Here is a 21,635-nt window from a genome sequence, read left to right as displayed (position 1 = left end):
CCGTCCCAGCGATTCTCAGCCGCGCTGATAGAGCGCGTAAGCTTCTTCGCCGCCCGCATCCTCATGGATGATCGCCATCAGCCCGCGCACGACGGCGCTCGGATTGGCGTGCTGGTAGATGTTGCGGCCATAGACCATGCCCATTGCGCCCTGGTGCATCAAGGCCGCCGATTTGGCAAAGACGTTGCGCAGATCTTCTTTGCCGCCGCCGCGCACCAGGACCGGGCAGCGCGCCGCCTCGACGACCCTGTGGAAATCTTCCGCGTTGGTGGTCGGGTCCGCCTTGACGATATCGGCTCCCATCTCGCGCGCAAGCCTGGTCAGGGTCACGATCTTCTCGGCATCGCCATCGACCATGTAACCGCCCTGTTCGGTCACCGGCTGCATTACCAGGGGCTCGATCATCAGCGGCATGCCGTATTTGTCGCAATCGGCCCGCACCCGCGAGATATTGGCGACGCATTGGCGGAAGAGATCGGGCTCGTCCGGCAGCATGAAGAGGTTGACGACGACGCAGGCGGCGTCCATCGCCAGCGCGCCGATCAGCGGCTCGGCCTCGTTCTGCAGCACCGCCCACATGTGCCGGTGGCGGATGCGGTTATAGGGGTTGCCCATGTCGAGACGCATGACGAGCGCCGGCTTGTCCTTGCCGGGCACGTCCTGCAAGAGGTCAGCCTGGCCATAGTTCATCTGGATCGCGTCCGGTGCCGCCGCAACCAGAGCCTTCACCACGGCGGACATGTCTTCGAGACCGTTGAGGAAGGACGGTTCGTTGCAGACGCCATGATCGATCGCGACATCGAGGCAACGTCCGCCACCGAAGAGACGGTTCATCCGGACCTTGCTGTTGTTTCGCATAATGCACTCCTTTGTTCGTTCCGTGCGGAGAGGGTTTCCTCGTCGACGCCATGGCGCTCGGTGAGGAGGGTGAGAAAGCGTTTGCGCTCGTGATCGGCGCGGGCCAGCGACCAGTGCTTTTCGGCCGCAAGCAAAGCGAGAGCAGCCTCGGCCATGTCGAGCGAGAGTTCGCCAGATATCGCCAACGTGCTGCGACGCAGCACGAGATCGTCGAGATGTTCGACGGCTTCGTTGCGGACCAGGAACTGCAGCTCCCGCGCGGAGTAATCCGGATGTGGCAAGGCGTGGTCGGCACCGCCAGCGATGAAATCGGCGACCTGCCTCGAGCCCGTTCCATAACGCGTAAACAGCGTGCGCATGCGCTCGCGCGAAAGTCCGGTGGATGCCGCGACATCGTCGATCCATGTATCGCGATCGGACGGATACTGCCGCCCGCCGCCAATGGCACGCTCGCCGGTACTGACATGGCGCGCCCGGCCCAGACGCTCCAATGTGAGATCTGCCGCCATTTCGCCGAAGGAGCGGAAGGTCGTCCACTTGCCGCCGATCATGCACAGCACCGGCGGGCCATCGTCGACAGCTTCGACGAAGGTGCAGAAATGGTCGCGCGGGATGCGTCCGGTAAAACTGTCCTCGCTTGCCGGCAGCGGCCGCACGCCCGAGAACTGGAAGACCACCTCTTCCCGCCGGATCTTGATATCAGGCAGAACGAAGGCGAGCGACTGCAGGATGTAGTCACGCTCGTCCGGTTCGCAGCGCACCGTTTCCGGGTCGTCGACGCGGATATCTGTCGAGCCCACCAGCACCTTGCCGAGATAGGGAAAGAGGATGCAGATGCGGCCGTCCTCGTTCTCATAATAGATCATGTGGCCGTCGAGCGCTTTCATCAGCGCCGGATTGTCGATGATCAGATGCGATCCCTTGGTGCCGCCCATCAGCGGCGCCGGCTTTGACGTCGAGGGAAACAGCGCTCCGTTGGCGATATCGATCCAGCCGCCAGTGGCGTTGATGATAAGCGTGGGCTCGATCGTAACGACCGCGCCGCTGACACCGTCCTTCAGCTCGTATCGCCCGGGCGCCGCAAGGACCAGTTCGGCATAGTTGAGCGCACGGGCATGTGGGCCGGCAGCAAGTCCGTCCTTCAGGAGCTCAAGACCGAGACGCTCCGGCTGGCTGACCCAGGCGTCGTAGTAAGTGGCAGAACTCTTGATGTCGGGATTGAGCGCCGGCCAGCGGGAAAGCGTTGCGCGTCGCCCGCGAAAGGCGTGCTTCGGCATCAGCGCGCGTTTGCGCGTCAGGAAATCATAGATGCCGAGGCCCAGCTTGACCGCAACGGCGCCACGGCGGCTCGGGCGACGGGTCAGGCCCAGAAACCGCACGGCCCCGTTTGCGAGACCGGAGAAGATATCGAAGATCGGAACCGTCGTCGGCAGCGGCGCTACGTAGTGCGGCGCGTTCTTCAGCAGCCGGTCACGCTCGACCAGCGATTCACGCACCAGGCTGAACTCACCGTTTTCGAGATAGCGAAGGCCGCCATGCACCATGCGCGACAGCGCAGCACTGGCGCCCGAACAGTAGTCGTGCTTCTCGACGAGCAGCACGTTTACCCCTTGCAGCGCCAGCTCGCGAAAGACGCTGAGGCCGTTGATGCCGCCGCCGAGGACGCACACGTCCACCTTCGGGCTCGCGGCGAGCCCGTTGAAAATCTCTTCGCGGTTCATGATGCCAGCCCGTTACCTGTCCATGTTCGCCAGCTTCGCCGCGATCGCCGCGTCGATGGTCGAAAGGTCGTCCTGATCGAGCCGGATCGTTCCGGCCCGGGCATTGTCGAGCGCCTGGCCCGGATTGCGTGCGCCGCAGAGCGCGAAGGTTACGCCCTCCTGTTCAAGCGTCCAGGCAATCACGATCTGGGCGATCGTCGCGCCATGCTTCTCGGCGATTGGCCGGATCGTCTTGGCAAAGGCCGCGACCTTCTCACGATTGCCGACGGAGAAGCGCGGATTGTCGCGACGCTGGTCGTCACCTGAGAAAATGCGCTCTGGTCCGATGCCGCCCGAAAGAAGCCCGAGCGCCAACGAGGAGTAGCTGAGCGTCGCGACGCCGTTGCGCCTCGTCAGTGGCAAAAGATCGGCTTCGATCTCGCGATCGATCATGCTGAAGCGTTCCTGGATCGCATCAAGCCCGCCGATTGCGATGTATTGTTCCAGTTCGCCGCGGCCGACATTGCTGGCGCCGATCGCCCTGATCTTGCCCGCCTGGCGCAGCTCTTCGAGGGCGGCCATGGTTTCCTCAATCGGCGTCGTCGGGTCCTGCCAGTGGGTGATGTAGAGGTCGATATAGTCGGTGCCGAGCCGCTTCAGGCTCTGCTCGACCTCATGGCGGATGGCGTCGCGGCCGAGGTAGCGATGCACCGGCTTGCCGTCCTGGTCGAAGAAGTGCCGCCCCTTGTCCGTATGCCAGACGAGACCGCATTTGGTAGCGATGATGGCCTTGTCGCGCCGGCCGGCAAGCGCCTTGCCGACGATTTCTTCCGAACGCCCGAGGCCGTAGGCGGGCGCCGTGTCGATCAGCGTCACGCCGGCGTCGAGCGAGGCCTGGATCGCGGCGATCGATTCCCGCTCGTCGGTGCCGCCCCACATCCAGCCGCCGATCGCCCAGGTGCCGAGCCCGACGGCCGAAGCCTTCACGCCCGATCGGCCGATCTCGCGCATCAACTGTTCCCCACTCATGCCAGAAGTCCCTTTTCGCTTGCCATGGCGAGCACACGCTCACCGGTCGCCTCGTCCGTCACCAGTGTATCGAGATGCCGCCCGCGCATGACGCTGAGGATCGGCCCCGCCTTGTTCGGGCCGCTTGCCACTCCGATCTTCGTCGGGATCGACGCGAACTCCTCAAGCGTCAGCGACACCAGCGAACGGTTGAGGCTGTAGTCGCAGACGCGGCCCTGTTCATCGAGCAGATGGGCGAGCAGTTCGCAGCTCGCGCCGGAGCGCTCGATCGCCGCCCGGTCGGTGCTCGATGACGGATGCAGGTCGTAGTAGCTCGAATCGTCTGACAGGATCGAACCGATGCCAACCACCGCGACCTTCGCCTCTCGCGCCCTACCGAAAACGTCGGCCACCGCGCGCATATTGATCAGCATCGCCCGCTCGGCAGCGCTGTCGGCAAAAAGCGGCGCATGGATCTGAAAGGACCGGCCGCCGAGCCGGTCGGCCATCAGCGTCGAGACGTGATTGACGTCGGTATAGTGCTTGCCCTGTACGCAGCCGGTCGCCGGGATGACCTCGACATCGAAGCGGCGCGGTGCCTGCAACCCGGCGACGACGGCGCTGACGCCCTTGCCGCCGGTGATGCAGATGGTGTCGCCGTCGCCAATCTCTTCGAGCAGCAGCCGGGCCGCCGCCTCGCCGACCGCCTGAAGTGCCGTCTGCTGGTTGTCGGAGACCGTCGGGACGACGATCGCGCGGCGGATGCCGCCGATCGCCAGGAGCTGTTCTTCCATGTCGACCAGCGGCTCGATCGGCGACTTGATCTTGATCTCGACCAGGCCGAGCTGGCGGCCGCGCTTGATCAGCCGGTTGACGGTCGGCTGCGAAATGCCGAGCCGGTCGGCGATCTGCGACTGGGTCAGCCCTTCGAGGAAATGCAGGACGAGCGCCTGGTGCATCTGCCTTGCGACGACAAGTTCTTCGCGCGCATTCGAAACCGGGGACAGCGTGGATTTGGCAATCGGCATGTTCAGACGGCCTTCCGCTTGTGCAGCAAGTGGTCGATGGAAACGGCAGCTAAGAGAATGCAGCCTTTGATCATGTCCTGCCAATAGACGGACACGTCGAGCAGGATCAACGAACTGGTGACGACCGAAAGCAGCGCGATGCCGAGAATGGCGCCGAGGATCGTGCCCGACCCGCCGTTGAGCGAGGCGCCGCCGATGACGGCCGCCGCGATGATGTTGAGCTCCATGCCGACGCCGAAGGTCGGCGTCGCGGCTCCGAAGCGCGACATGTAGATGACGCCGGCGACACCGGCGAGCGTCGAGCAGAGCACCGTCACCCAGAACTTCACCTGCTTGGTCTTGATGCCAGAGTAGAGCGCCGCCTTCTCGTTGCTACCGGTATAGAACACCTTGCGGAAGGCGGTTGCCCGACGGAGCAGGAAATCGAAGAGGATGACGACCGCAACGAAGATCAGGATGACATAGGGAACGCCGTGGAAGGTGCCCTGCCCCACAGCCTTGAACGAGGCCGGCAGCGTGAACAGTGACAGAGGAGTGCCCTTGGTGATGACCAGGCAGAGACCGCGCACGATCACCATCGCCGCCAGCGACGTGATGAAGTGGTTGAGGCCGACGATGGTGACGAAAAAGCCCATGATCATGCCGATCATGCTACTTGCAAGGATGCCGACCAGCGAGGCCGTCCAGGGATCGACGCCGGCGAGGAACAGTGAGCCGGCAAGCACCATGGCGAAGCAGACGACCGAGCCGACGGCAAGGTCGATGCCGCCGACGATCAAGAGGATCGTCATGCCGACGACGACGATGCCTTCGACCGAGAAGCTCATCAGCATGGCGCGCAAGTTGCCGAAGGTGAGAAAATGCGGCGAGGCGAAGCTCATGACGATCCCGAGTGCGAGGATGATCGCGATCAGCCCTGCTTCGCGCATCGTGCCGATGCGTTTCCAGGCCGGCGCCTGCCTCTCGGTTGCAACCATCGTATCAACTGCCATTTCCGCCTCCCCGGCTCTTTCCGTTCTTTCAGGCGACATGTGCTGCCCCGCCTGTTGCGATCTGATCCGTTTGCGTCACGCCGGACGCCAGGCGGATCACCGCCTCCTCGCTCATATCCGTATCATCAAGCTCGCCGGCGATCGCGCCCTCCCTTATCACCAGCACCCGGTCGCAAAGCCCAAGCAGTTCCGGCAGTTCCGATGAGATGACGACAATGCCGATGCCGGCTTCCGCCAGTTCGCGCAGCAGCCGATGGATTTCAGACTTCGCGCCAACGTCGATGCCGCGCGTCGGCTCGTCCATCAGGATGACCTGAGGCCGAACGGCAAGCTGCTTGGCGATCGCCACCTTCTGCTGGTTGCCGCCCGAAAGCGACGAGACCGGCATGTCGATGCCGCCCATGCGCACCCCGAGGCGCCGGACAAAATCACGCGCCAGATCGGCCTCGGCCCTGGAATTCAAGAGCCCGAGCGGACCCGTCAGCGTCTTCAGATCGAGGACAGAAATGTTCTGGGCGATCGACAGTTCGGTGAACACGCCGGAGCCCTTGCGGTCCTCGGAGAGGTAGACGATGCCGGTGTTGACGGCATCACGGTAGTTGCCGATCCGCTGGACTTTTCCGCGCAGGGTGATCTCGCCGCTAGATTTGGCCCGAAGACCACATATCGCTTCGGCGATCTCGGTGCGGCCCGAGCCGATCAGGCCACCGATGCCGAGGATCTCGCCTCGCTTCAGATCGAAGGAAACGCTGTCGATGCGATCGCCATCGCACAAATTGCGAACCGACAGGATCGTCTCGTCCGAGCGGGCTTCCGACGCCTGTTTCTGCGGATAGAGCTGGCTGATCTCGCGGCCGACCATACGGCGCACGACATCATCAGGCGTGACGTCCGAAATCTTCTCGGTGACCACATGGCGGCCATCGCGAAACACGGTGACGCGGTCGCAGAGCGAAAAGATTTCGGCCATGCGGTGACTGATATAGATGATCGAAATGCCCGCGGCCTTGAGATCGCGGACGATGCCGAACAGCGCCTGGGCTTCGGCCTCCGTCAGCGCCGCCGTCGGCTCATCGAGGATCAACACGCGGCAGTCGAGTGTCAGCGCCTTGGCGATCTCGACGAGCTGCTGGCTGGAAATGCCGAGGTCGGCGACCTTCCGGCGGACGTCGATCGGTGCCAGCCGGTTCATCACACCTTGCGCCTCGCGCTCCAGCGCGCCGTAATTCATCAGCGGCGAGCGACGGCGATTGGTGGCGGCCATGAACATGTTTTCTGCCACCGTCGCGTCCGGGCAGAGCGCGATCTCCTGGTGTACGAGGCCGATCCCGAGCGTCTGGGCGATCGCCGGAGAGCCTATTTTGACAGGTGCTCCGTCAACGAGGATCTCGCCCTCGTTCGGCTGCAGCACACCAGCAATGATGTTCATCAGCGTGGACTTGCCGGCGCCGTTTTCGCCGCAGAGCGCGTGGATCTCTCCGCGCTCAAGCCGAAAATCCACCTCGGTCAACGCCTTCACCGCACCGAAATGCTTGGTGACGCGCCGGACCTCCAGAACCGGTTGTGCTGTCATGCCGTCCTCCACCCGTATCATTGGCTGCCCGGAGCGGACCGGGCAGCCATTTTTCGCCCTTACTCGTCGATACCCTTGGTACCACGACGCTTCAGGTACTTGTCCCAGTAGAAGTCGTCGGCATTCTCGGCGGTGACGATCGAAAGACCATTGTCGACGAAGGGGATGCTCATCGGGTTGAAGCCGGCGCGCTTGGCGTCGTTCATCGGGTCGATCAGTTCCGGGTGCTTGGCCATCCACAGCAGCATGAAGCCCATATAGCCCTGCATGCCCTGGTTCGGGTTGATCGAGCCGAAGACTTCGCCGGCCTTGATCATGTCGAGGATGTTGGCGTTGACGTCGGCGCACATGACGAGCACCTTGCCGCCGCTTTCCTTGCTCGCCTGGGCCGCACCGATGGCAGAGTTCGCTTCCGGCATGAAGACTGCGCCGAGGTTCGGGTTGGCCTGGATGATGCTCATCAGGCCCTGATAGGCCTTGTTCGGATCCTGGTTCGAGGCGGCGCGGCCGACGAGCTTCATGTCAGGCCACTTCTCGGCCATGCGATTGACGAAGGCGGTGATGCGCTTGTCGTGGTTGTCCTGGCCGGGGTTTTCGAGCACGGCATATTCGCCCTTGCCGCCCATCTTCTCGGCGATCGCGTCGGCGGCGTAGGTGCCCTCGCGGCTGTTGTCGGAGGTGATGAAGGAAACACGCTTCGACAGCGGCGAGTCCGCGGCGAAGGTGACGACGGCCGTGCCCTGGTCGATCGCCCGGTTGATCGGCTCGATGAACGGATCGGAGTTCATCGGGTGCACCAGTATCCCGGCCGGATTCTGGGCGAGCGCCTGGTCGAAGGTGGCGATCTGCTTGTTGACGTCATACTCCGGCGTGCCGGTATATTCGGTCTCGCAGCCGAACTGCTGGCCGGCCTGCTTGAACATCTCATAGACCGGGAACCAGTATTCGACGCCGGATACCATGACGTTCATGACGTATTTTTCGCCGGGCTGGCAGCGAAACGGGTTTGTCGTTTCGGCGCTTGCCGAACCGGCCCAGAATGACGTTGCAATGACCGCCAGAGCGGTCGTGCTGAAAAATTTGCGCACGCGTTCCTCCTCGGGGCCGAAGCCCCTCCCAAAAACCAATGGACCGCCTGTTTGCGGCCGCTGAATATGTGAGTTCGCCGGAACTCCTCCTCGACTTCCGACAATTGCAATTAAAGCCGCGGACTCACCGACTGTCAATATAATTCATGGCATGAATAATAATTCATGCGCGATGTGAAAAAACAGCGAGGGGTGGCCTTCAATCTGCTGTCACGGGGATCGGCTAGAGGGCAGCGATGGCTACCCTGCAACAGATCGCCTTTCATGCCGGCTGCTCGCTGGCGACCGTCTCGCGCGTGCTCAACGGCGAAGGCCCCGTCAGCGACGAGATGGTGCGGCGCGTGCGTCGGGCCGCCGCCGAGCTCGGCTATCGGTCGGCGACGGCCGCGGGGCGCACCGCCAGCCGCAGCCAACCGGTCGTCGGCGTGCTGGTGCCGAGCGTCACCAACCCGGTCTTCGCCGCCTCGCTTGCCGGCATCCAGCACCGCATGCAGGTGGCAAGCCATGGCGTTCTGATCGCGCAATCGAATTATGATCCCGCACTCGAGGCGCGCGCCGTGCGCTCGCTGCTCGAGCAGCGCCCGACCGGGCTGATCCTGACGCTCTGCGACGCCCGCACCAGCGATGCGCTTTCGGCGGCGCTGCCGCCGACCGTGCTTCTCAACAACCGGCCCGTCGCCCGCTTCGCCGCCGCCGTCACCGTCGACAATTACCGCGCAGGCTACGAATTGACCCGGCATATCCTTGCGCATGGGCATCGTCGCGTTGTCGTCGTGTCAGGCCACTTCCATTCCTCAGACCGTGCGCGCCTGCGTTACCACGGATATTCCGCCGCCATGCAGGAGGCGGGCGTCCAGCCGATGGAGGCTGTCGAGATCCCCTTCGTCGACGGTTACGAGAACCTCGACCTCGCGGCGGTCCTCGCGCATCACCGCCCGACGGCGATCATCGCCTCCAACGACCTTCTCGCCCTCGGCGTAATCGCGGCGCTCCGACGCGAAGGCCTTTCCGTACCGGATGATGTCTCGGTCGCCGGCTTCGACGGCATCGCCCTCGGGCGATTGATGAGCCCAACACTCACCACGATAGCGATGCCCGACGGAGACATGGGGCTTGCGGCGGCGGCGCTATTGCTCGACATGGCCGAGAACGCCTCCGGCTGCCGCCATCTCAACCTTGACTGCCGCCTCTACGCGGGCGGGACCGTTCGCCACCTCGTCTGAGCGACACAGGAACGCCGCCCGCGGAATTTCCTCCGGGGCGGCGACAATCATCAAGGAAATAGTATCAGCTACGCGGCAGCAGGCTTTCGACTTCGGCTGCAGCCTCGTCCAGCGCCTCCTTCGGCGTGGCCGTCTGCTCGATGATGCGCGACAGGTTCTCGACGATTGTCTGCGTGACCTTCACACCGTTGCTGCCGGGGAAGGCATACCAGGGGCGCATCAGCGGCATCTGCTCGAGACCGGCGCGGAACAGCGGGTTTTCCTTGTAGAAGTTGGCGAGATACTCCGGCGATTTGGCGGCGAGCTCGTTGTTCGGCACATAGCCGGTACCGGGAACGACGACGGAGGCGCCATAGGGGCCGGCGGCGAACTTCGCGAAATTCCAGGCGGCTTCCTGCTTTTCGGCATCGTGCGTCAGGATGACGACGGCATTGCCGCCGGTCGGCAGCTTGCCGTTTACCGGATCGATCAGCGGAATGTGCGCGGTGCGCAGGTCGAACTTGCCGCCAACATTCTTGATCGTGTTGCGCAGCGCCCCGGTCGTCTGGAACGCAAAGCCGATCTTGCCGGCAACGAAGGCCTGCTCGCCAGCCTGCTTGGTCAGAACCGGCAGCCCACCTTCCTTGACCATGCGGTCGAGCACGTCGACGGCCTTCTGGCCCTCCGGCCCGTTGAAGGCAACCTTGCTCTCGTCTGCACTCAGCATGTCGCCGCCGGCGCCGAAGAGCAGTGCGGAGAACATCCAGTCGTCGCCCTGCCAGCGGAAGTCGATGCCCTCGTTGCCGTCGCCGAGCGCCTTGATCTTCGCCCCGAGCGCGATGACCTCGTTCCAGGTCTTCGGCGGGCTGTCCGGGTCGCCGCCAGCTTTGCGCACCAGATCGGCATTGTAATACATGATCGGGTTGGAGGTGGCGAAGGCAAGGCCCACCTGCTTGCCGCCGACCTGGGCGAGCTTCAGGATGTTTTCTGAAAAGCCCTGCTCGGCCATATTGCCGTCCTTGGCAATGAACGGGCCGAGATCGACGGGGATGTCGCGCTCGTTGACCATGCGCAGGCGGTTGAGGCCGATGAAGGTCAGATCGGGCATCTCGGCCGTGCCCGCCTGACGCATGATCGTCTGGATGCCTTCCTCATAGGTGGCCGACGGGTTGGCGAAGGTGATCTTGATGTCGGGGTTTTCTTCCATGAACTTCTTCGAGATCGTGTCCATCACGTCCTTGAAGAACCCGGGCATCGGATAGTGGACCGTAAGCTGGGTCTCGGCGTAGGCAGGGGCTGCGAGCATCAGCGATGCGGCAGCCGCAGTGAAAAGCTGTCTCAGATGGTTCATGGTTGTGCTCCAGGTTGGACCGTTCAGCCTTTGAGACCGGTCATGGTGATGCCCTCGACGAAACGCTTCTGCGCCAGCAGAAATGCCGTCACGAGGGGAAGGGTGATGATGAGGGTCGCGGCCATCAGCGCGCCGTAGTCGTCGCCGGCTTCAGCCGCGCGGAAAAAGAGAAGGCCGAGCGGCGGGGTGGCGTAATCCTGGTTCGTGACGACGATCAGCGGCCAGAAGAGATCGTTCCAATGGGCGACCACCGAGAAGATCGCGAAAGCGGTGATCGCCGGCCAGGCGTTGGGCACGATGACACGGGCGACGATGCCCGCCTCCGACATGCCGTCGAGCCTTGCCGCATGGATCAGGTCGTCGGGCATGGCGCGGAAGAACTGCAGGAACAGGAAGATCGCAAAGACCGAGATCGAGAACGGCGCCACAAGTGCTGCGTAGCTGTTCAGCACCGAGAGCTTGTCAAAGGCGACATAGATCGGCAGCGCCGTCGCATGGATCGGCACCAGCAGTCCGAGCATGACCAGCACCATCATGGCGCGGGCCGCACGAAACTTCAGCTTCGCCATGGCATAGGCGCACGGAATGGCGACGACGATCTGGATGACGAAGATCAGTGCGCAGACGACAACGCCGTTGAAAAGCAGGGTCGTCATCGAGACGCGCGACAGAGCCTTGGAGAAGTTCTCGATGTAGGACCACTGCTCCGGGATCAGCGACAGCGACGAGGAGAAGATCTCGCTTTGCCCCTTGCCCGCGGTCGAGACCATGAAGATGTAGGGCGCGAGGAAGAGCAGCGCGCCAAGCGACAGGACCGCGAGGCGGACGATACGGGCGACGGAAAGAGCGTTCGTGATCATGCGTAGTGCACCTTCCGGTCGAGCACGCGGTACTGCAGGAACATCAGGACGACGAGGATCAAGAGAAAGACGACGGTCATCGCCGAGGCATAGCCGACGCGCAGGTAGACGAAACCCTCCTGGTAGATGGTGAAGAGCAGCACTTCCGATGCCTTGTTTGGCCCGCCCTCGGTCAGCGTCTTCACCGTCTCGAAGACCTTCACCGAATTGATGATGCTGATGGTGGTGACAAACAGCGTCGTCGGCCCGAGCATCGGCCAGGTCACCAGCCGGAAGCGGTCGAGCCAGGACTTGGCACCGTCGACTTCGGCTGCTGAATAAAGCTCCCGCGGAATGGCGGTGAGACCTGCGAGGAACAGCACCATGTTGAAGCCGACCGACTGCCAGACGCCGATGATCGAGAGGCCGTAGAGCACCGTGCCCGAAGCGCCGAGCCAGTTGGGGCCGGCAAGGCCGAAGAGGGCAAGGAAGGTGTTGATCGGGCCGATGGTCGGATGGAAGAGGAACTGCCAAACGGTCGCCATGGCGACGAGCAGCGAGGCGACCGGCAGGAAATAAACCGTGCGGAAGAAAGCCCGGCCCTTGGTTTCCGCCTCGATCAGCATGGCGATCGCAAGCGCCAGAACGATCGAGACCGGCGTGACGATCGCCGTGTAGACCGCGGTGTTCCAGAGCGACCGGCGGAAGGTGCGGTCGCCGAAGAGTTCGGCGTAATTCTCGAAGCCGACAAAACGAAAGCTGCCGTAGCCGAGCTCGAAATCGGTAAAACCGAGCACGATCACCGCAAGCGTCGGCAGCAGGATGAAGAGAAAGAGGAGGAGGATCGCCGGAAGCGCGAGCAGCCAGGCGATGCGGGCCTCGCGCGTCGCGGGCTCGGCGAGTGCGGTTTCGAAGGTCGCGACGCTAGCCATGAATCTTCTCCCGCGTCGCCGCAACAGCAAGCGGTTCGGCCGGAAGCCGCGCACCTTCGTGATCGAAGAGCATTGCGCGTTCGGGCATGATCTCGACGTCGACAGGCTGGCCGATGGCAAGCGATGCGGCCTCGGCAGGCGCCGACTTGGAGGTCATCACCTCGCCGATCGCGTCGAGGCGGGCATGGACGATCACTTCCGAGCCGAGGAATTCCATCCGCTCGACCCGCGCGCTCAGCCGGCCGGCACCTTGCGGACTAAAGCGAACGAATTCCGGGCGGACTGCAAGCTTCACCGGCGCGTCAGGTGCCTGCCCCCGGTTCGCTATCAGCACCAGATCACCGAAGCGGACGATGCCGGCGGCATCGGCGCGGGTTTCCACCACGTTGATCTTCGGCTGGCCGAGGAAGCGCGCGACTTCGACATGGGAGGGGTTGTCGTAGATCTCCTTCGGGTTCGCCAATTGCAGCAGATTGCCGCCGATCATGACGGCGACCCGATCGGCCATCGACAGCGCTTCCGACTGGTCGTGGGTGACATAGAGCGTCGGGACGCCGGCGCGGCGGTGGAGATCGACGATCTCGCCGCGGGCATGGACACGCAGGTTGGCGTCGAGATTGGAGAGCGGCTCGTCCATCAGGAAGACGGCGGGGCGGCGCACCATGGCGCGGGCAAGCGCCACGCGCTGACGCTGGCCGCCGGACATCTGGCCCGGTTTGCGGTCGAGCAGATGGTCGATCTTCAGCGCGCCGGCCATTTCCTTGACCTGGCGCTGGATATCGGTGCGGATCTGCTTCTGCCCTGGCATAAGATTGCCGATGACGGGAAGGCGCTGCGCCGCCGTCAGCCGCCGCATGGCGAGCGGCACAGCGATATTTTCTCCGGCGGTCAGGTGCGGATAGAGGGCATAGGACTGAAACACCATCGCGACATTGCGATCGGCCGCAGCCTTGCGCACGACGCTGCGGCCACCGATGACGATCTCGCCGGTATCGCCGTGATCAAGCCCGGCCACGATTCGAAGAAGCGTGCTCTTGCCGCAGCCGGAAGGACCGACAAGCGCGATGAACTCGCCTGCCTCCGCCTCCAGGCTGACACCCTTCAGAATGGCGTTGCCGCCATAGGATTTGGTGATGCCGCGAAGCGAAAGCACGCTCATTGCGCCGCCTCCACCTTAAGCTTCTTCTTGGCGGCGAGCGGATAGACCTCCTCGACGATCGGATCGAGCACGTGGCTGACGAGCCCCGGAACGGCAACGATCTCGCTCACGACGCCGGCTTCGCTGAACGTGTGCACGACGGCACCGACCAGCCGTTCGCCCGGCATCGGCCGCTCCAGGGTGTCGATGATGAAGGAGGTCGGCGGCGCCCAGACGAGCGACATTCCGGCGTGTTCGCCCGTCCAGGCCCAATGCAGGTGGCCGCTCGCATGTAGCGCCACGTCGGCGCCGGCGAAGAGATCAAAGAGGCGCTGGCGCTGGCGAGGACGGATGCCCCAATAACCGGTGTCGCCTTCCTTCGGGTCATCGACGAAGAGCGGCTTGTGAGCAAAGATCGCCACCTGGCGCCCATCGCGGCTGAGCAACTGCTCCTCCAGCCAGGCGAACTGCTTTTCCTCTTCCTCGTCTTCGAAACCGAAGAGCAGGCTATTGAGCCCGATCAGCCGCCAATCACCGTGATCGGAGACCCAGTAATCCGGGCCGGCGAGTCGGCGCCAGCGGGCAAGACGCTCCGGGTCGACCGGTTGGTGCGAGCCCGGCAGATGGCCGACGTCATGATTGCCGGGAACGACCAGCACCGGCACCGAGAGCCGGTTGATCAGGCCCAGCGAAAAGGTGATGTCGTCTTCACGGTCGGCGCCGTCGATCGTGAGGTCGCCGGTGTGGATGACGAGATCAGGCGCCATTTCCTCGATCCAGGCGCGAACCGGCTCCCAATTGTTGTTGAAATGGCTCTTGGAGGGGCTGAGATGGGTGTCGCTGATCTGGACGATCTTCATGGGAACGGGCCTCCGACGATGGCTTCAAGGCGTGCTCATCGGAGGGATTTCTCTCCCCTCCGATGCGGTTGGCCGCAGTCTTTAGGGGCTTGCCATGTCAGTTTGGTAACAGTCGTTCTCAGCTGATTTTCAGTTTCTCCATGAAAGCGTCACCTGCAGGAAAGCCCAACCGGTCGCGAAGTTCACCCTTGCGCGTCCCGATGGAAGCGTCGCGGTCGTTGTGCTCAAAATTTCATACTATTGTATACAATAATTTGCGCATATTGACGACGAAAAGCTCAATTCGTGAGCAGTCGCCCTAAACCGATAACGACTGCAGCCGGCAACCGAAACGGCCATTCTCGCGCGAAAACATAGCCTTAGGCTCGGCGAACGAAATTGGCACGATTGATGCTTCTTCTCTGGTGCAAGGAGAACGCTCATGTCGAAAGCCGCAGAGATCGATATCGTATCCGTTTCCAAGATGTACGGCTCGACCACCGCCGTACATTCCATCAGCCTGAAAATCCCCGCCGGAAGCTATTGCTGCTTCCTCGGTCCGTCCGGCTGCGGCAAGACCTCGACGCTGCGCATGATCGCCGGCCATGAGAACATCTCTTCGGGAGACCTGCGCCTCGGCAATGTCGTCGTCACCGATTTTCCGCCGGCCAGGCGCAGCACGGCGATGATGTTTCAATCCTATGCGCTGTTCCCGCATCTCGACCTCGTCGACAACGTTGCCTTCAGCCTGAAGATGAAGGGCGTCGACCGCGACACCCGCCGCACCAGGGCGTTCGACATGCTGAGATTGATGCAGATGGAGGCCTATGCCTCCAGGCGTCCGGCCCAGCTTTCCGGCGGCCAGCAGCAGCGCGTGGCGCTTGCCCGTGCCCTCATCACCGAGCCGGAAGCGCTGCTGCTCGACGAGCCGTTGTCGGCGCTCGATCCATTCCTGAAGATCCGCATGCGTGCGGAACTCAAGAAGCTGCAGAAGACGCTCGGCATCACCTTCGTGCACGTCACCCACAGCCAGGAAGAGGCAATGGCGCTCGCGGACCTGATCGTGGTGATGAACAACGGCCGGATCGAGCAGGCCGCGGCCCCGCGCACGGTGTTCGAACGGCCGGCCACCGCCTTTGTCGCGCGCTTCATGGGCGACCACAACGTGCTTTCTGGAAAAGTCCGGTCGATCACCGACAACATCGTCGAGATGGAGACGGCGGAGGGTCAGGTCTTTTCGGTGCGCGATATCGCCCAGGAAGTCGGCCGGGCGATCGATATCGGCATCCGCACCGATCGTGTGCGGCTCGATCCGCCGAGCGAGAAGGGACTCGGCTTCCAGGCAGTGGTTTCCAACATCGAATATCGCGGAGCCTCGGTGAAGCTCACCGCCATCGGTGCCGGCAGCGACGACTTCGCGCTGATCGTCAGCGACGCTGACTATTTCAGGAAGCCTGTCGCGGTCGGTGACGCGGTGTCCCTGAGCTGGACCCTGGAGGACGTCGTCCCCCTCGGCCGCCTTTCCGCATGAGCTAATCAACCATCACAAGAAGGGGAACTTCACATGACGACTGAAACTAAAACCGAAAAGCCTGGCGCCGGCCTGACACGCCGATCGTTGTTGAAGACCGGCGCTGCCGCCGTCGGCGCCATCGCCGGATCGGGTGCCATCACCGGCTTCCCGACCATTTGGGCCCAGAACCCGATCACGCTTCGCCAGTTCGGCACCGGCGTTTCCAACATCAATGCGATTGCCGAGAAGTGCAAACAGGACCTCGGCATCACCTTGGAAATGACGGCGACCGATTCCGACGCCGCCGCCCAGCGTGCGGTGACCCAGCCCGATTCCTACGACATCGCCGACATCGAATACTGGATTGCCAAGAAGGTCTTCCCAGCCGGCGTGATGCAGCCGATGGACGTGAAAAAGATCAAGTACTTCGACAAGGTCGTGCCGCTGTTCATCGACGGCAAGCTGAAACCCGAAAGCGTGGTCGCCCAGGGGACCGCACCGCACACCGTCGGCTTCGTCGAGGCGCAAGATTCCAAGACCTTCGCCAAGTCGCCGACCGACTGGATGACGCTGATCCCGACGATCTACAACGCCGACACGCTCGGCATTCGCCCCGATCTCGTCGGGCGCGAGATCTCGACCTGGGCCGACATCATGGACCCGGCGTTCAAGGGTAAGACCGCGATCCTCAACATTCCTTCGATCGGCATCATGGACGCCGCGATGATCATGGAGGCGCTCGGCAACATCAAATATGCCGACAAGGGCAACATGACCACGGGCGAGATCGACAAGACGATCGACTTCCTGATCAAGGCCAAGCAGGACGGCCAGTTCCGTGCCTTCTGGAAGTCCTTCGACGAGAGCGTCAACCTGATGGCTTCGGGCGAAGTCGTCATCCAGTCCATGTGGTCGCCGGCCGTCGCCGCCGTCCGTTCCAAGGGCATCGCCTGCAAGTACCAGCCGCTGAAAGAAGGTTATCGCGCTTGGGGCGGCGGCCTCGGGCTTGCCGCCCATCTCCAGGGCGCACAGCTCGACGCGGCTTATGAGTACATCAACTGGTACCTCTCCGGCTGGGTCGGCGCCTACCTCAACCGTCAGGGCTACTACTCCGCCGCGATGGAGACCGCCAAGGGCTTCATGTCCGAGGACGAGTGGGGTTTCTGGGTGGAAGGCAAGCCCGCCCAAGGCGACATCCTTTCGCCGGAGGGCAAGATCATGGAGAAAGCAGGTGCGGTGCGCGACGGCGGCTCGTTCGAGGAACGCATGGGCAAGGTCGCCTGCTGGAACTCTGTGATGGACGAGGACCGCTACATGATCAAGCGCTGGAACGAGTTCATCGCGGCGTAATCGCCGGCGCGGAAGCGCCCCCTCACCCTAACCTTCTCCCCGCAGTCGGGGAGAGGGGACGTGCCACATCAGCCGGCCGAGCGTGCACATTGGCGGTCAAGAATGAGCCGGACGGCGACGCATCTCCCTTCTCCCGCAAGCGGCGAGAAGGTGCCGGCAGGCGGATGAGGGGCGGACCCCGATCGCAGAAATTGAGAGAGGAACGACGATGGCGACACTTGCGACGTCCCAGCCAGGGGAAATCAGGACAGAGAAGGCATCCCGTCGCCGGGGCGCTCCGCGCGCGCTGGCCTCCCATCTCCAGGCAACCCCTCTCCTTTTGATCCTCGGCTTCTTCTTCGTGCTGCCGATCCTGACCATCATCGTCGTCAGCTTCTGGGACTATGACTTCGCCGGTCTCTATCCGGACTTCCTGACGATGAACTACGCCGATACGCTCGGCTCGTGGGTCACCTGGAAGACCTATCTCAACACGCTGAAATTCACCGTCCTCGTCTGGGCGCTGACACTCTTAATCGGCTTCTGGGTCGCCTATTTCCTCGCCTTCCATGTCCGCACAACGACCATGCAGATGGTGCTGTTCCTCGTCTGCACTGTGCCGTTCCTGACCTCGAACATCATCCGCATGATTTCCTGGATCCCGGTGCTCGGCCGCAACGGCCTTGTCAATTCGACCCTGATCGAGCTCGGCCTGATCCCACAGCCGATCGAGTGGCTGCTCTACTCCGACTTTGCCGTGGTGCTTGCCATGGTGCATCTCAACACGCTGTTCATGGTCACGCCGATCTTCAATACGCTGATGCGGATCGATCGATCGCTGATCGAGGCGGCGCGCGACTGCGGCGCTTCCGGCGGCCAGATCCTCTGGAACGTCATCCTGCCGCTCGCCAAGCCGGGCATCGCGATCGGCTCTATCTTCGTCGTCACGCTCGTCATGGCGGATTTCTCAACGGTGCAGGTCATGTCCGGTGGCCAGAGCGCCTCCGTCGCGCTGATGATGAAGAACCAGATGTCGCTGCTGCAATATCCGGCAGCGGCCGCCAATGCCGTGGTGCTTCTGATCGTCGTGCTCATCATGGTCGCCGCGATCCTGCGCGTCGTCGACATCCGCAAGGAGCTTTGACATGAACCACGAGAGACGCGGCAAGGAATTCTACCTGCTCGCAATCTTCTTCACGCTGTTCGTGCTGTTTCTCTACGGCCCGCTGTCGGCCGTGCTGATCCTCTCCTTTCAGGGACCGGACGGCGGCCTGACCTTTCCGCTGAACGGCCTATCGCTGCACTGGTTCTACAACCTGTTCGAACGGCAGGCGGTCGGCAACTTCGGCGCCTCATTCCGGCGCTCCTTTACGCTCGGCCTGATGGTAATGGCGGTCAACGTCGTGGTCGCCCTGCTTGCAGGCCTTGCCTTCCGCCGACGCTTCCGCGGCGCAACCGCGCTTTTCTATCTCACCGTCGCAAGTCTCGTCGTGCCGTCGATCATCATCTCGCTCGGCATCGGCGTCGTCTTCCAGCAGTTCGGCCTGAAGCCCGCCTGGTATTCCTCCGGCTTCGGCGCGCATCTCACCTGGACACTGCCTTTCGGCGTGCTCATCATGTTTGCGGTCTTCAACCGGTTCTCACCGGCCTACGAAGAAGCGGCGCGCGATCTAGGGGCGACGTCCTGGCAGACCTTCCAGCACGTTCTCCTGCCGATGATCGCGCCAAGCCTGATCGGCGTAGGCCTCTTCGGCTTCACGCTCTCCTACGACGAATTCGCCCGCACGCTGATGACTTCGGGCAGCTACAACACTCTGCCACTCGAGATCTACGGCATGACTACGAATGTGACGACGCCGGTGCTCTATGCGCTCGGCACGGTCACCACCCTCTTCTCCTTCACCATCATCCTCGTCGCGCTCGCAGTCATTCTGACACTTGCGAGGCCACCAGGCAAAGCTGAGCTAGGCTAGATGCGCATCCTGATCATCAATCCCAACACCACCGCGTCGATGACGGCCAAAGCAGCCGCGGCCGCTCGGACTGTCGTCAACCCTGCCACGGAAATTCTCGCGCGCACCTCCAGATCGGGACCGGCCTCGATCGAGGGGCATTATGACGGCGCCGTCGCCCTGCCGGGCCTGCTCGCCGAAATCCGCGACGGCGAGGCCGCAGGCGCCGATGCCGCGGTCATCGCCTGCTTCGACGACACCGGCTTGGAGGCAGCCCGTGCGCTCGCCCGCATACCGGTGGTGGGGCTCTGCGAATCCGCCGTCGCGACCGCTGCCATGCTGGCGCAACGTTTCACCGTCGTCACCACGCTCGAACGGTCACGGGTGCTGATCGAGAATCTCGTCCGGCATTACGGCATGGGCGACCGGGCAAGGGTCCGCGCCGCCAACATCCCGGTGCTCGAACTGGAGGACAAGGCATCAGACGCGCTCGCCAAACTCCGGCGCGAGATCGAGCTGGCGCTCAATCAGGATGGCGCAGAAGCGATCGTGCTCGGCTGCGCCGGCATGGCCGATCTCGCCCGGGCGCTCCAAGCGGACTATGACGTCCCTGTCATCGACGGCGTTTCGGCCGCGGTCAAGCAGGCGGAAGCACTCGTGTCACAGGGACTTATGACGAGCAAGCGCGGGGCCTATGCGTCGCCGCTCAGCAAGCCCTATTCAGGTTTCACGAGCGCGCTCGCTCCGACCCCGGCTTGAGGTGATGCCGACCTGGAATCGCCCACGACGGTCGCCAGCAGCGCATTCGATGCGTCGGCCTCGGCAATGATCCACTCGCGAAAGGCCTGGATCTTCTTTTGCCGCCGGTGGCTCTGCGGGTAGACCAGCCAATAGGCCCGGCCGTCCTGCACCACATGGTCAAACGGCCGGATGAGTTTGCCGTTTCTGAGTTCCTCCAGCAGGAAGGTCGAGACGGCGATGGCAATGCCGTGATCCGCAAGTGTCGTGGCGACGTCCATCGCCTGAACGTCGAAGATCAGTTCGGTGCCGTTGCTCGCCGGTGGTTCCACGCCGGTTTCGATCATCCATCGCCGCCACCAGCTGGCGTTGCCGAAACGCCGCACGCGTAGAACGTCGGACGGTTCCTTGAGCTGGTGCTTTTCCAGGAAGGACGGTGTGCAGACCGGCATGTAATCGATAGGGAAGAGCGGAAACACGTCGTTGCCGGGCCAGTCGCCGTTGCCGCTGCGCACCACGAGGTCGATCGCATCACGCTTGAAGTCGATCAGTTCGGTCGACATGTGCACCCGGATGCTGATGTTCGGATGGGCCGTCTGAAACGAGGCGAGCCGCTGGCCGAGCCAGCTCGAGACGACGGTCGGTAGCACGGAAATGTGCAGGTGGTGCTCGGTCTTGTCGGCGATCTCGGAAAACGCAGCCCCGAGAAGATCGATCGCCTCGGTCACCTTCGGCGCCAGCTGCCGCCCGGCCGCCGTCAGCCGCACCTCACGCGGAAGACGAACGAAGAGCGGCGTGCCGATGCGCTCCTCCAAGATCCGGATCTGGTAGCTGACCGCCGCCTGCGTCATGCCGAGCTCGTCGGCGGCGCGGGTGAAGCTCAGATGTCTGGCGGCCGCTTCGAAGGCGCGCACGGCACTCATGGGAGGAATCTTGCTCATGGCCCTGAGATAAGCATTCTTTATGCCAGCATGCGAGAAATCGCTTTGCGCGAAGCAGCAAAAATCCTCACTTTTTTCGCGAACACAACAGCAAAAACAAAGAGGATAGCAATGCTTAGCGCAGTGCGATCAACGATCCTTCATGCCCTGAACTGGGCCGGCAACGCACTCAACCCGACCATCGACATCGATACGTTCAGCGAATTCCAGCTGAAGGATATCGGATTGACGCGGGATCACGAGACCGTCCGGGCGCACATCGGCGATATTGCCGATCCGTGGCATTGGCCGACGGACGGCAATCCGCGCAAGTCACCGCCCTCGCCGGAGCGGGATTGCGGCGACGCGCCGCAAATGGCAAGGGCTTCGCCTCGAGCCCAGCCCGGAGAAAACAAAGACGTAAGCATGTCGCTCTGCGATTGACTGAGCGCAGAGGCAAGAGACAGCGCAGTTGTCGTGATCTGCCACCTGCCAGCACGTGGACCGAATTCGGGAGAGATCCGGCGTGGCGTTTCTAAAAGCGACGTGCCGGAGCCTCTTCGCAAGTGATCGGCAACGGAGCGAGCGCCGGGCTCGAAGCCGAGCTCTCCACCCACAAGTTTCGCCGCATCCCG

At 63.0% G+C, this 21,635-nt stretch carries 20 protein-coding genes; 7 read left to right on the top strand and 13 right to left on the bottom strand.

The window, feature by feature from the left end:
• Positions 1-15: 15 nt before the first annotated feature.
• From BLU35_RS26800 to BLU35_RS26770, 7 genes are read right to left on the bottom strand one after another with little or no spacing between them, the layout of a single operon-like run.
• A complete protein-coding gene (locus tag BLU35_RS26800; RefSeq protein ID WP_093235208.1) occupies positions 16-858 on the bottom strand; it encodes a class I fructose-bisphosphate aldolase in 843 nt (280 codons plus the stop codon).
• Positions 831-2,579, bottom strand: a complete 1,749-nt coding sequence (locus tag BLU35_RS26795) for a glycerol-3-phosphate dehydrogenase/oxidase (protein WP_093235207.1) — start codon at positions 2,577-2,579, stop codon at positions 831-833. Before BLU35_RS26795 ends, BLU35_RS26800 begins: the two co-directional genes overlap by 28 nt.
• A gap of 12 nt (positions 2,580-2,591) precedes the next feature.
• A complete protein-coding gene (locus tag BLU35_RS26790; protein ID WP_093235206.1) occupies positions 2,592-3,587 on the bottom strand; it encodes an aldo/keto reductase in 996 nt (331 codons plus the stop codon).
• Positions 3,584-4,594: a sugar-binding transcriptional regulator gene (locus BLU35_RS26785; protein WP_057251797.1), complete on the bottom strand. Its 1,011-nt coding sequence runs from the start codon at positions 4,592-4,594 to the stop codon at positions 3,584-3,586. Before BLU35_RS26785 ends, BLU35_RS26790 begins: the two co-directional genes overlap by 4 nt.
• 2 nt (positions 4,595-4,596) lie before the next feature.
• Entirely contained in the window at positions 4,597-5,586 is a 990-nt protein-coding gene (locus BLU35_RS26780) for an ABC transporter permease (RefSeq protein ID WP_093235205.1), read from the bottom strand.
• Positions 5,587-5,614: 28 nt separating this feature from the next.
• Entirely contained in the window at positions 5,615-7,159 is a 1,545-nt protein-coding gene (locus BLU35_RS26775) for a sugar ABC transporter ATP-binding protein (RefSeq protein ID WP_093235204.1), read from the bottom strand.
• A 59-nt stretch (positions 7,160-7,218) separates the two neighbouring features.
• Entirely contained in the window at positions 7,219-8,247 is a 1,029-nt protein-coding gene (locus tag BLU35_RS26770) for a substrate-binding domain-containing protein (protein ID WP_057251800.1), read from the bottom strand.
• A 236-nt stretch (positions 8,248-8,483) separates the two neighbouring features.
• On the opposite strand from BLU35_RS26770, the gene BLU35_RS26765 reads away from it, so the two are divergent.
• A complete protein-coding gene (locus BLU35_RS26765; RefSeq protein ID WP_093235203.1) occupies positions 8,484-9,470 on the top strand; it encodes a substrate-binding domain-containing protein in 987 nt (328 codons plus the stop codon).
• Positions 9,471-9,534: 64 nt separating this feature from the next.
• Here the strand turns inward: BLU35_RS26765 and BLU35_RS26760 are convergent, their stop codons facing one another.
• From BLU35_RS26760 to BLU35_RS26740, 5 genes are read right to left on the bottom strand one after another with little or no spacing between them, the layout of a single operon-like run.
• Positions 9,535-10,800 carry an ABC transporter substrate-binding protein gene (locus BLU35_RS26760; RefSeq protein WP_093235202.1) on the bottom strand — a complete coding sequence of 422 codons (1,266 nt, stop codon included), beginning with the start codon at positions 10,798-10,800 and terminating at the stop codon, positions 9,535-9,537.
• A gap of 23 nt (positions 10,801-10,823) precedes the next feature.
• Entirely contained in the window at positions 10,824-11,660 is an 837-nt protein-coding gene (locus tag BLU35_RS26755; RefSeq protein WP_093235201.1) for a carbohydrate ABC transporter permease, read from the bottom strand.
• The gene (locus BLU35_RS26750) at positions 11,657-12,571 is read right to left on the bottom strand and encodes a carbohydrate ABC transporter permease (RefSeq protein WP_093235200.1); all 915 of its coding nucleotides are present in this window, start codon (positions 12,569-12,571) and stop codon (positions 11,657-11,659) included. The genes BLU35_RS26755 and BLU35_RS26750 overlap by 4 nt, the downstream gene beginning before the upstream one ends.
• Positions 12,564-13,730: an ABC transporter ATP-binding protein gene (locus tag BLU35_RS26745; protein ID WP_093235199.1), complete on the bottom strand. Its 1,167-nt coding sequence runs from the start codon at positions 13,728-13,730 to the stop codon at positions 12,564-12,566. The genes BLU35_RS26750 and BLU35_RS26745 overlap by 8 nt, the downstream gene beginning before the upstream one ends.
• Positions 13,727-14,569 (bottom strand): metallophosphoesterase family protein, encoded by an 843-nt coding sequence (locus tag BLU35_RS26740; RefSeq protein WP_093235198.1) that lies wholly within the window; start codon positions 14,567-14,569, stop codon positions 13,727-13,729. Before BLU35_RS26740 ends, BLU35_RS26745 begins: the two co-directional genes overlap by 4 nt.
• 421 nt (positions 14,570-14,990) lie before the next feature.
• Between BLU35_RS26740 and BLU35_RS26735 the strand changes: the two genes are divergently transcribed.
• The 5 genes from BLU35_RS26735 to BLU35_RS26715 all read left to right on the top strand — a co-directional run bounded on the left by BLU35_RS26735 (position 14,991) and on the right by BLU35_RS26715 (position 20,101).
• Complete coding sequence (locus BLU35_RS26735) at positions 14,991-16,079, top strand: ABC transporter ATP-binding protein (RefSeq protein WP_093235197.1); 1,089 nt, start codon at positions 14,991-14,993, stop codon at positions 16,077-16,079.
• Between the two features lie 33 nt (positions 16,080-16,112).
• Positions 16,113-17,411, top strand: coding sequence for an ABC transporter substrate-binding protein (locus tag BLU35_RS26730; RefSeq protein WP_093235196.1), 1,299 nt, complete (start codon positions 16,113-16,115; stop codon positions 17,409-17,411).
• Between the two features lie 208 nt (positions 17,412-17,619).
• The gene (locus BLU35_RS26725) at positions 17,620-18,534 is read left to right on the top strand and encodes an ABC transporter permease (RefSeq protein WP_093235195.1); all 915 of its coding nucleotides are present in this window, start codon (positions 17,620-17,622) and stop codon (positions 18,532-18,534) included.
• Between the two features lies 1 nt (position 18,535).
• Positions 18,536-19,363 carry an ABC transporter permease gene (locus tag BLU35_RS26720; protein ID WP_093235194.1) on the top strand — a complete coding sequence of 276 codons (828 nt, stop codon included), beginning with the start codon at positions 18,536-18,538 and terminating at the stop codon, positions 19,361-19,363.
• A complete protein-coding gene (locus tag BLU35_RS26715; RefSeq protein ID WP_065373287.1) occupies positions 19,364-20,101 on the top strand; it encodes an aspartate/glutamate racemase family protein in 738 nt (245 codons plus the stop codon). It begins immediately after the preceding gene.
• Here BLU35_RS26715 and BLU35_RS26710 read toward each other — a convergent pair.
• The gene (locus BLU35_RS26710) at positions 20,059-21,003 is read right to left on the bottom strand and encodes a LysR substrate-binding domain-containing protein (protein ID WP_176907455.1); all 945 of its coding nucleotides are present in this window, start codon (positions 21,001-21,003) and stop codon (positions 20,059-20,061) included. The genes BLU35_RS26715 and BLU35_RS26710 overlap by 43 nt on opposite strands.
• On the opposite strand from BLU35_RS26710, the gene BLU35_RS26705 reads away from it, so the two are divergent.
• Positions 20,965-21,444: a hypothetical protein gene (locus BLU35_RS26705; protein ID WP_162765052.1), complete on the top strand. Its 480-nt coding sequence runs from the start codon at positions 20,965-20,967 to the stop codon at positions 21,442-21,444. The two genes, BLU35_RS26710 and BLU35_RS26705, sit on opposite strands and share 39 nt — an antisense overlap.
• Positions 21,445-21,635 lie beyond the last annotated feature (191 nt).

This window comes from Sinorhizobium sp. NFACC03, assembly GCF_900103435.1.
In the GTDB taxonomy this organism is placed as follows: Bacteria; Pseudomonadota; Alphaproteobacteria; order Rhizobiales; family Rhizobiaceae; genus Ensifer.
Note: the sequence above shows the minus strand (reverse complement) of the source record. Positions and strands in the feature narration are given on the sequence as shown.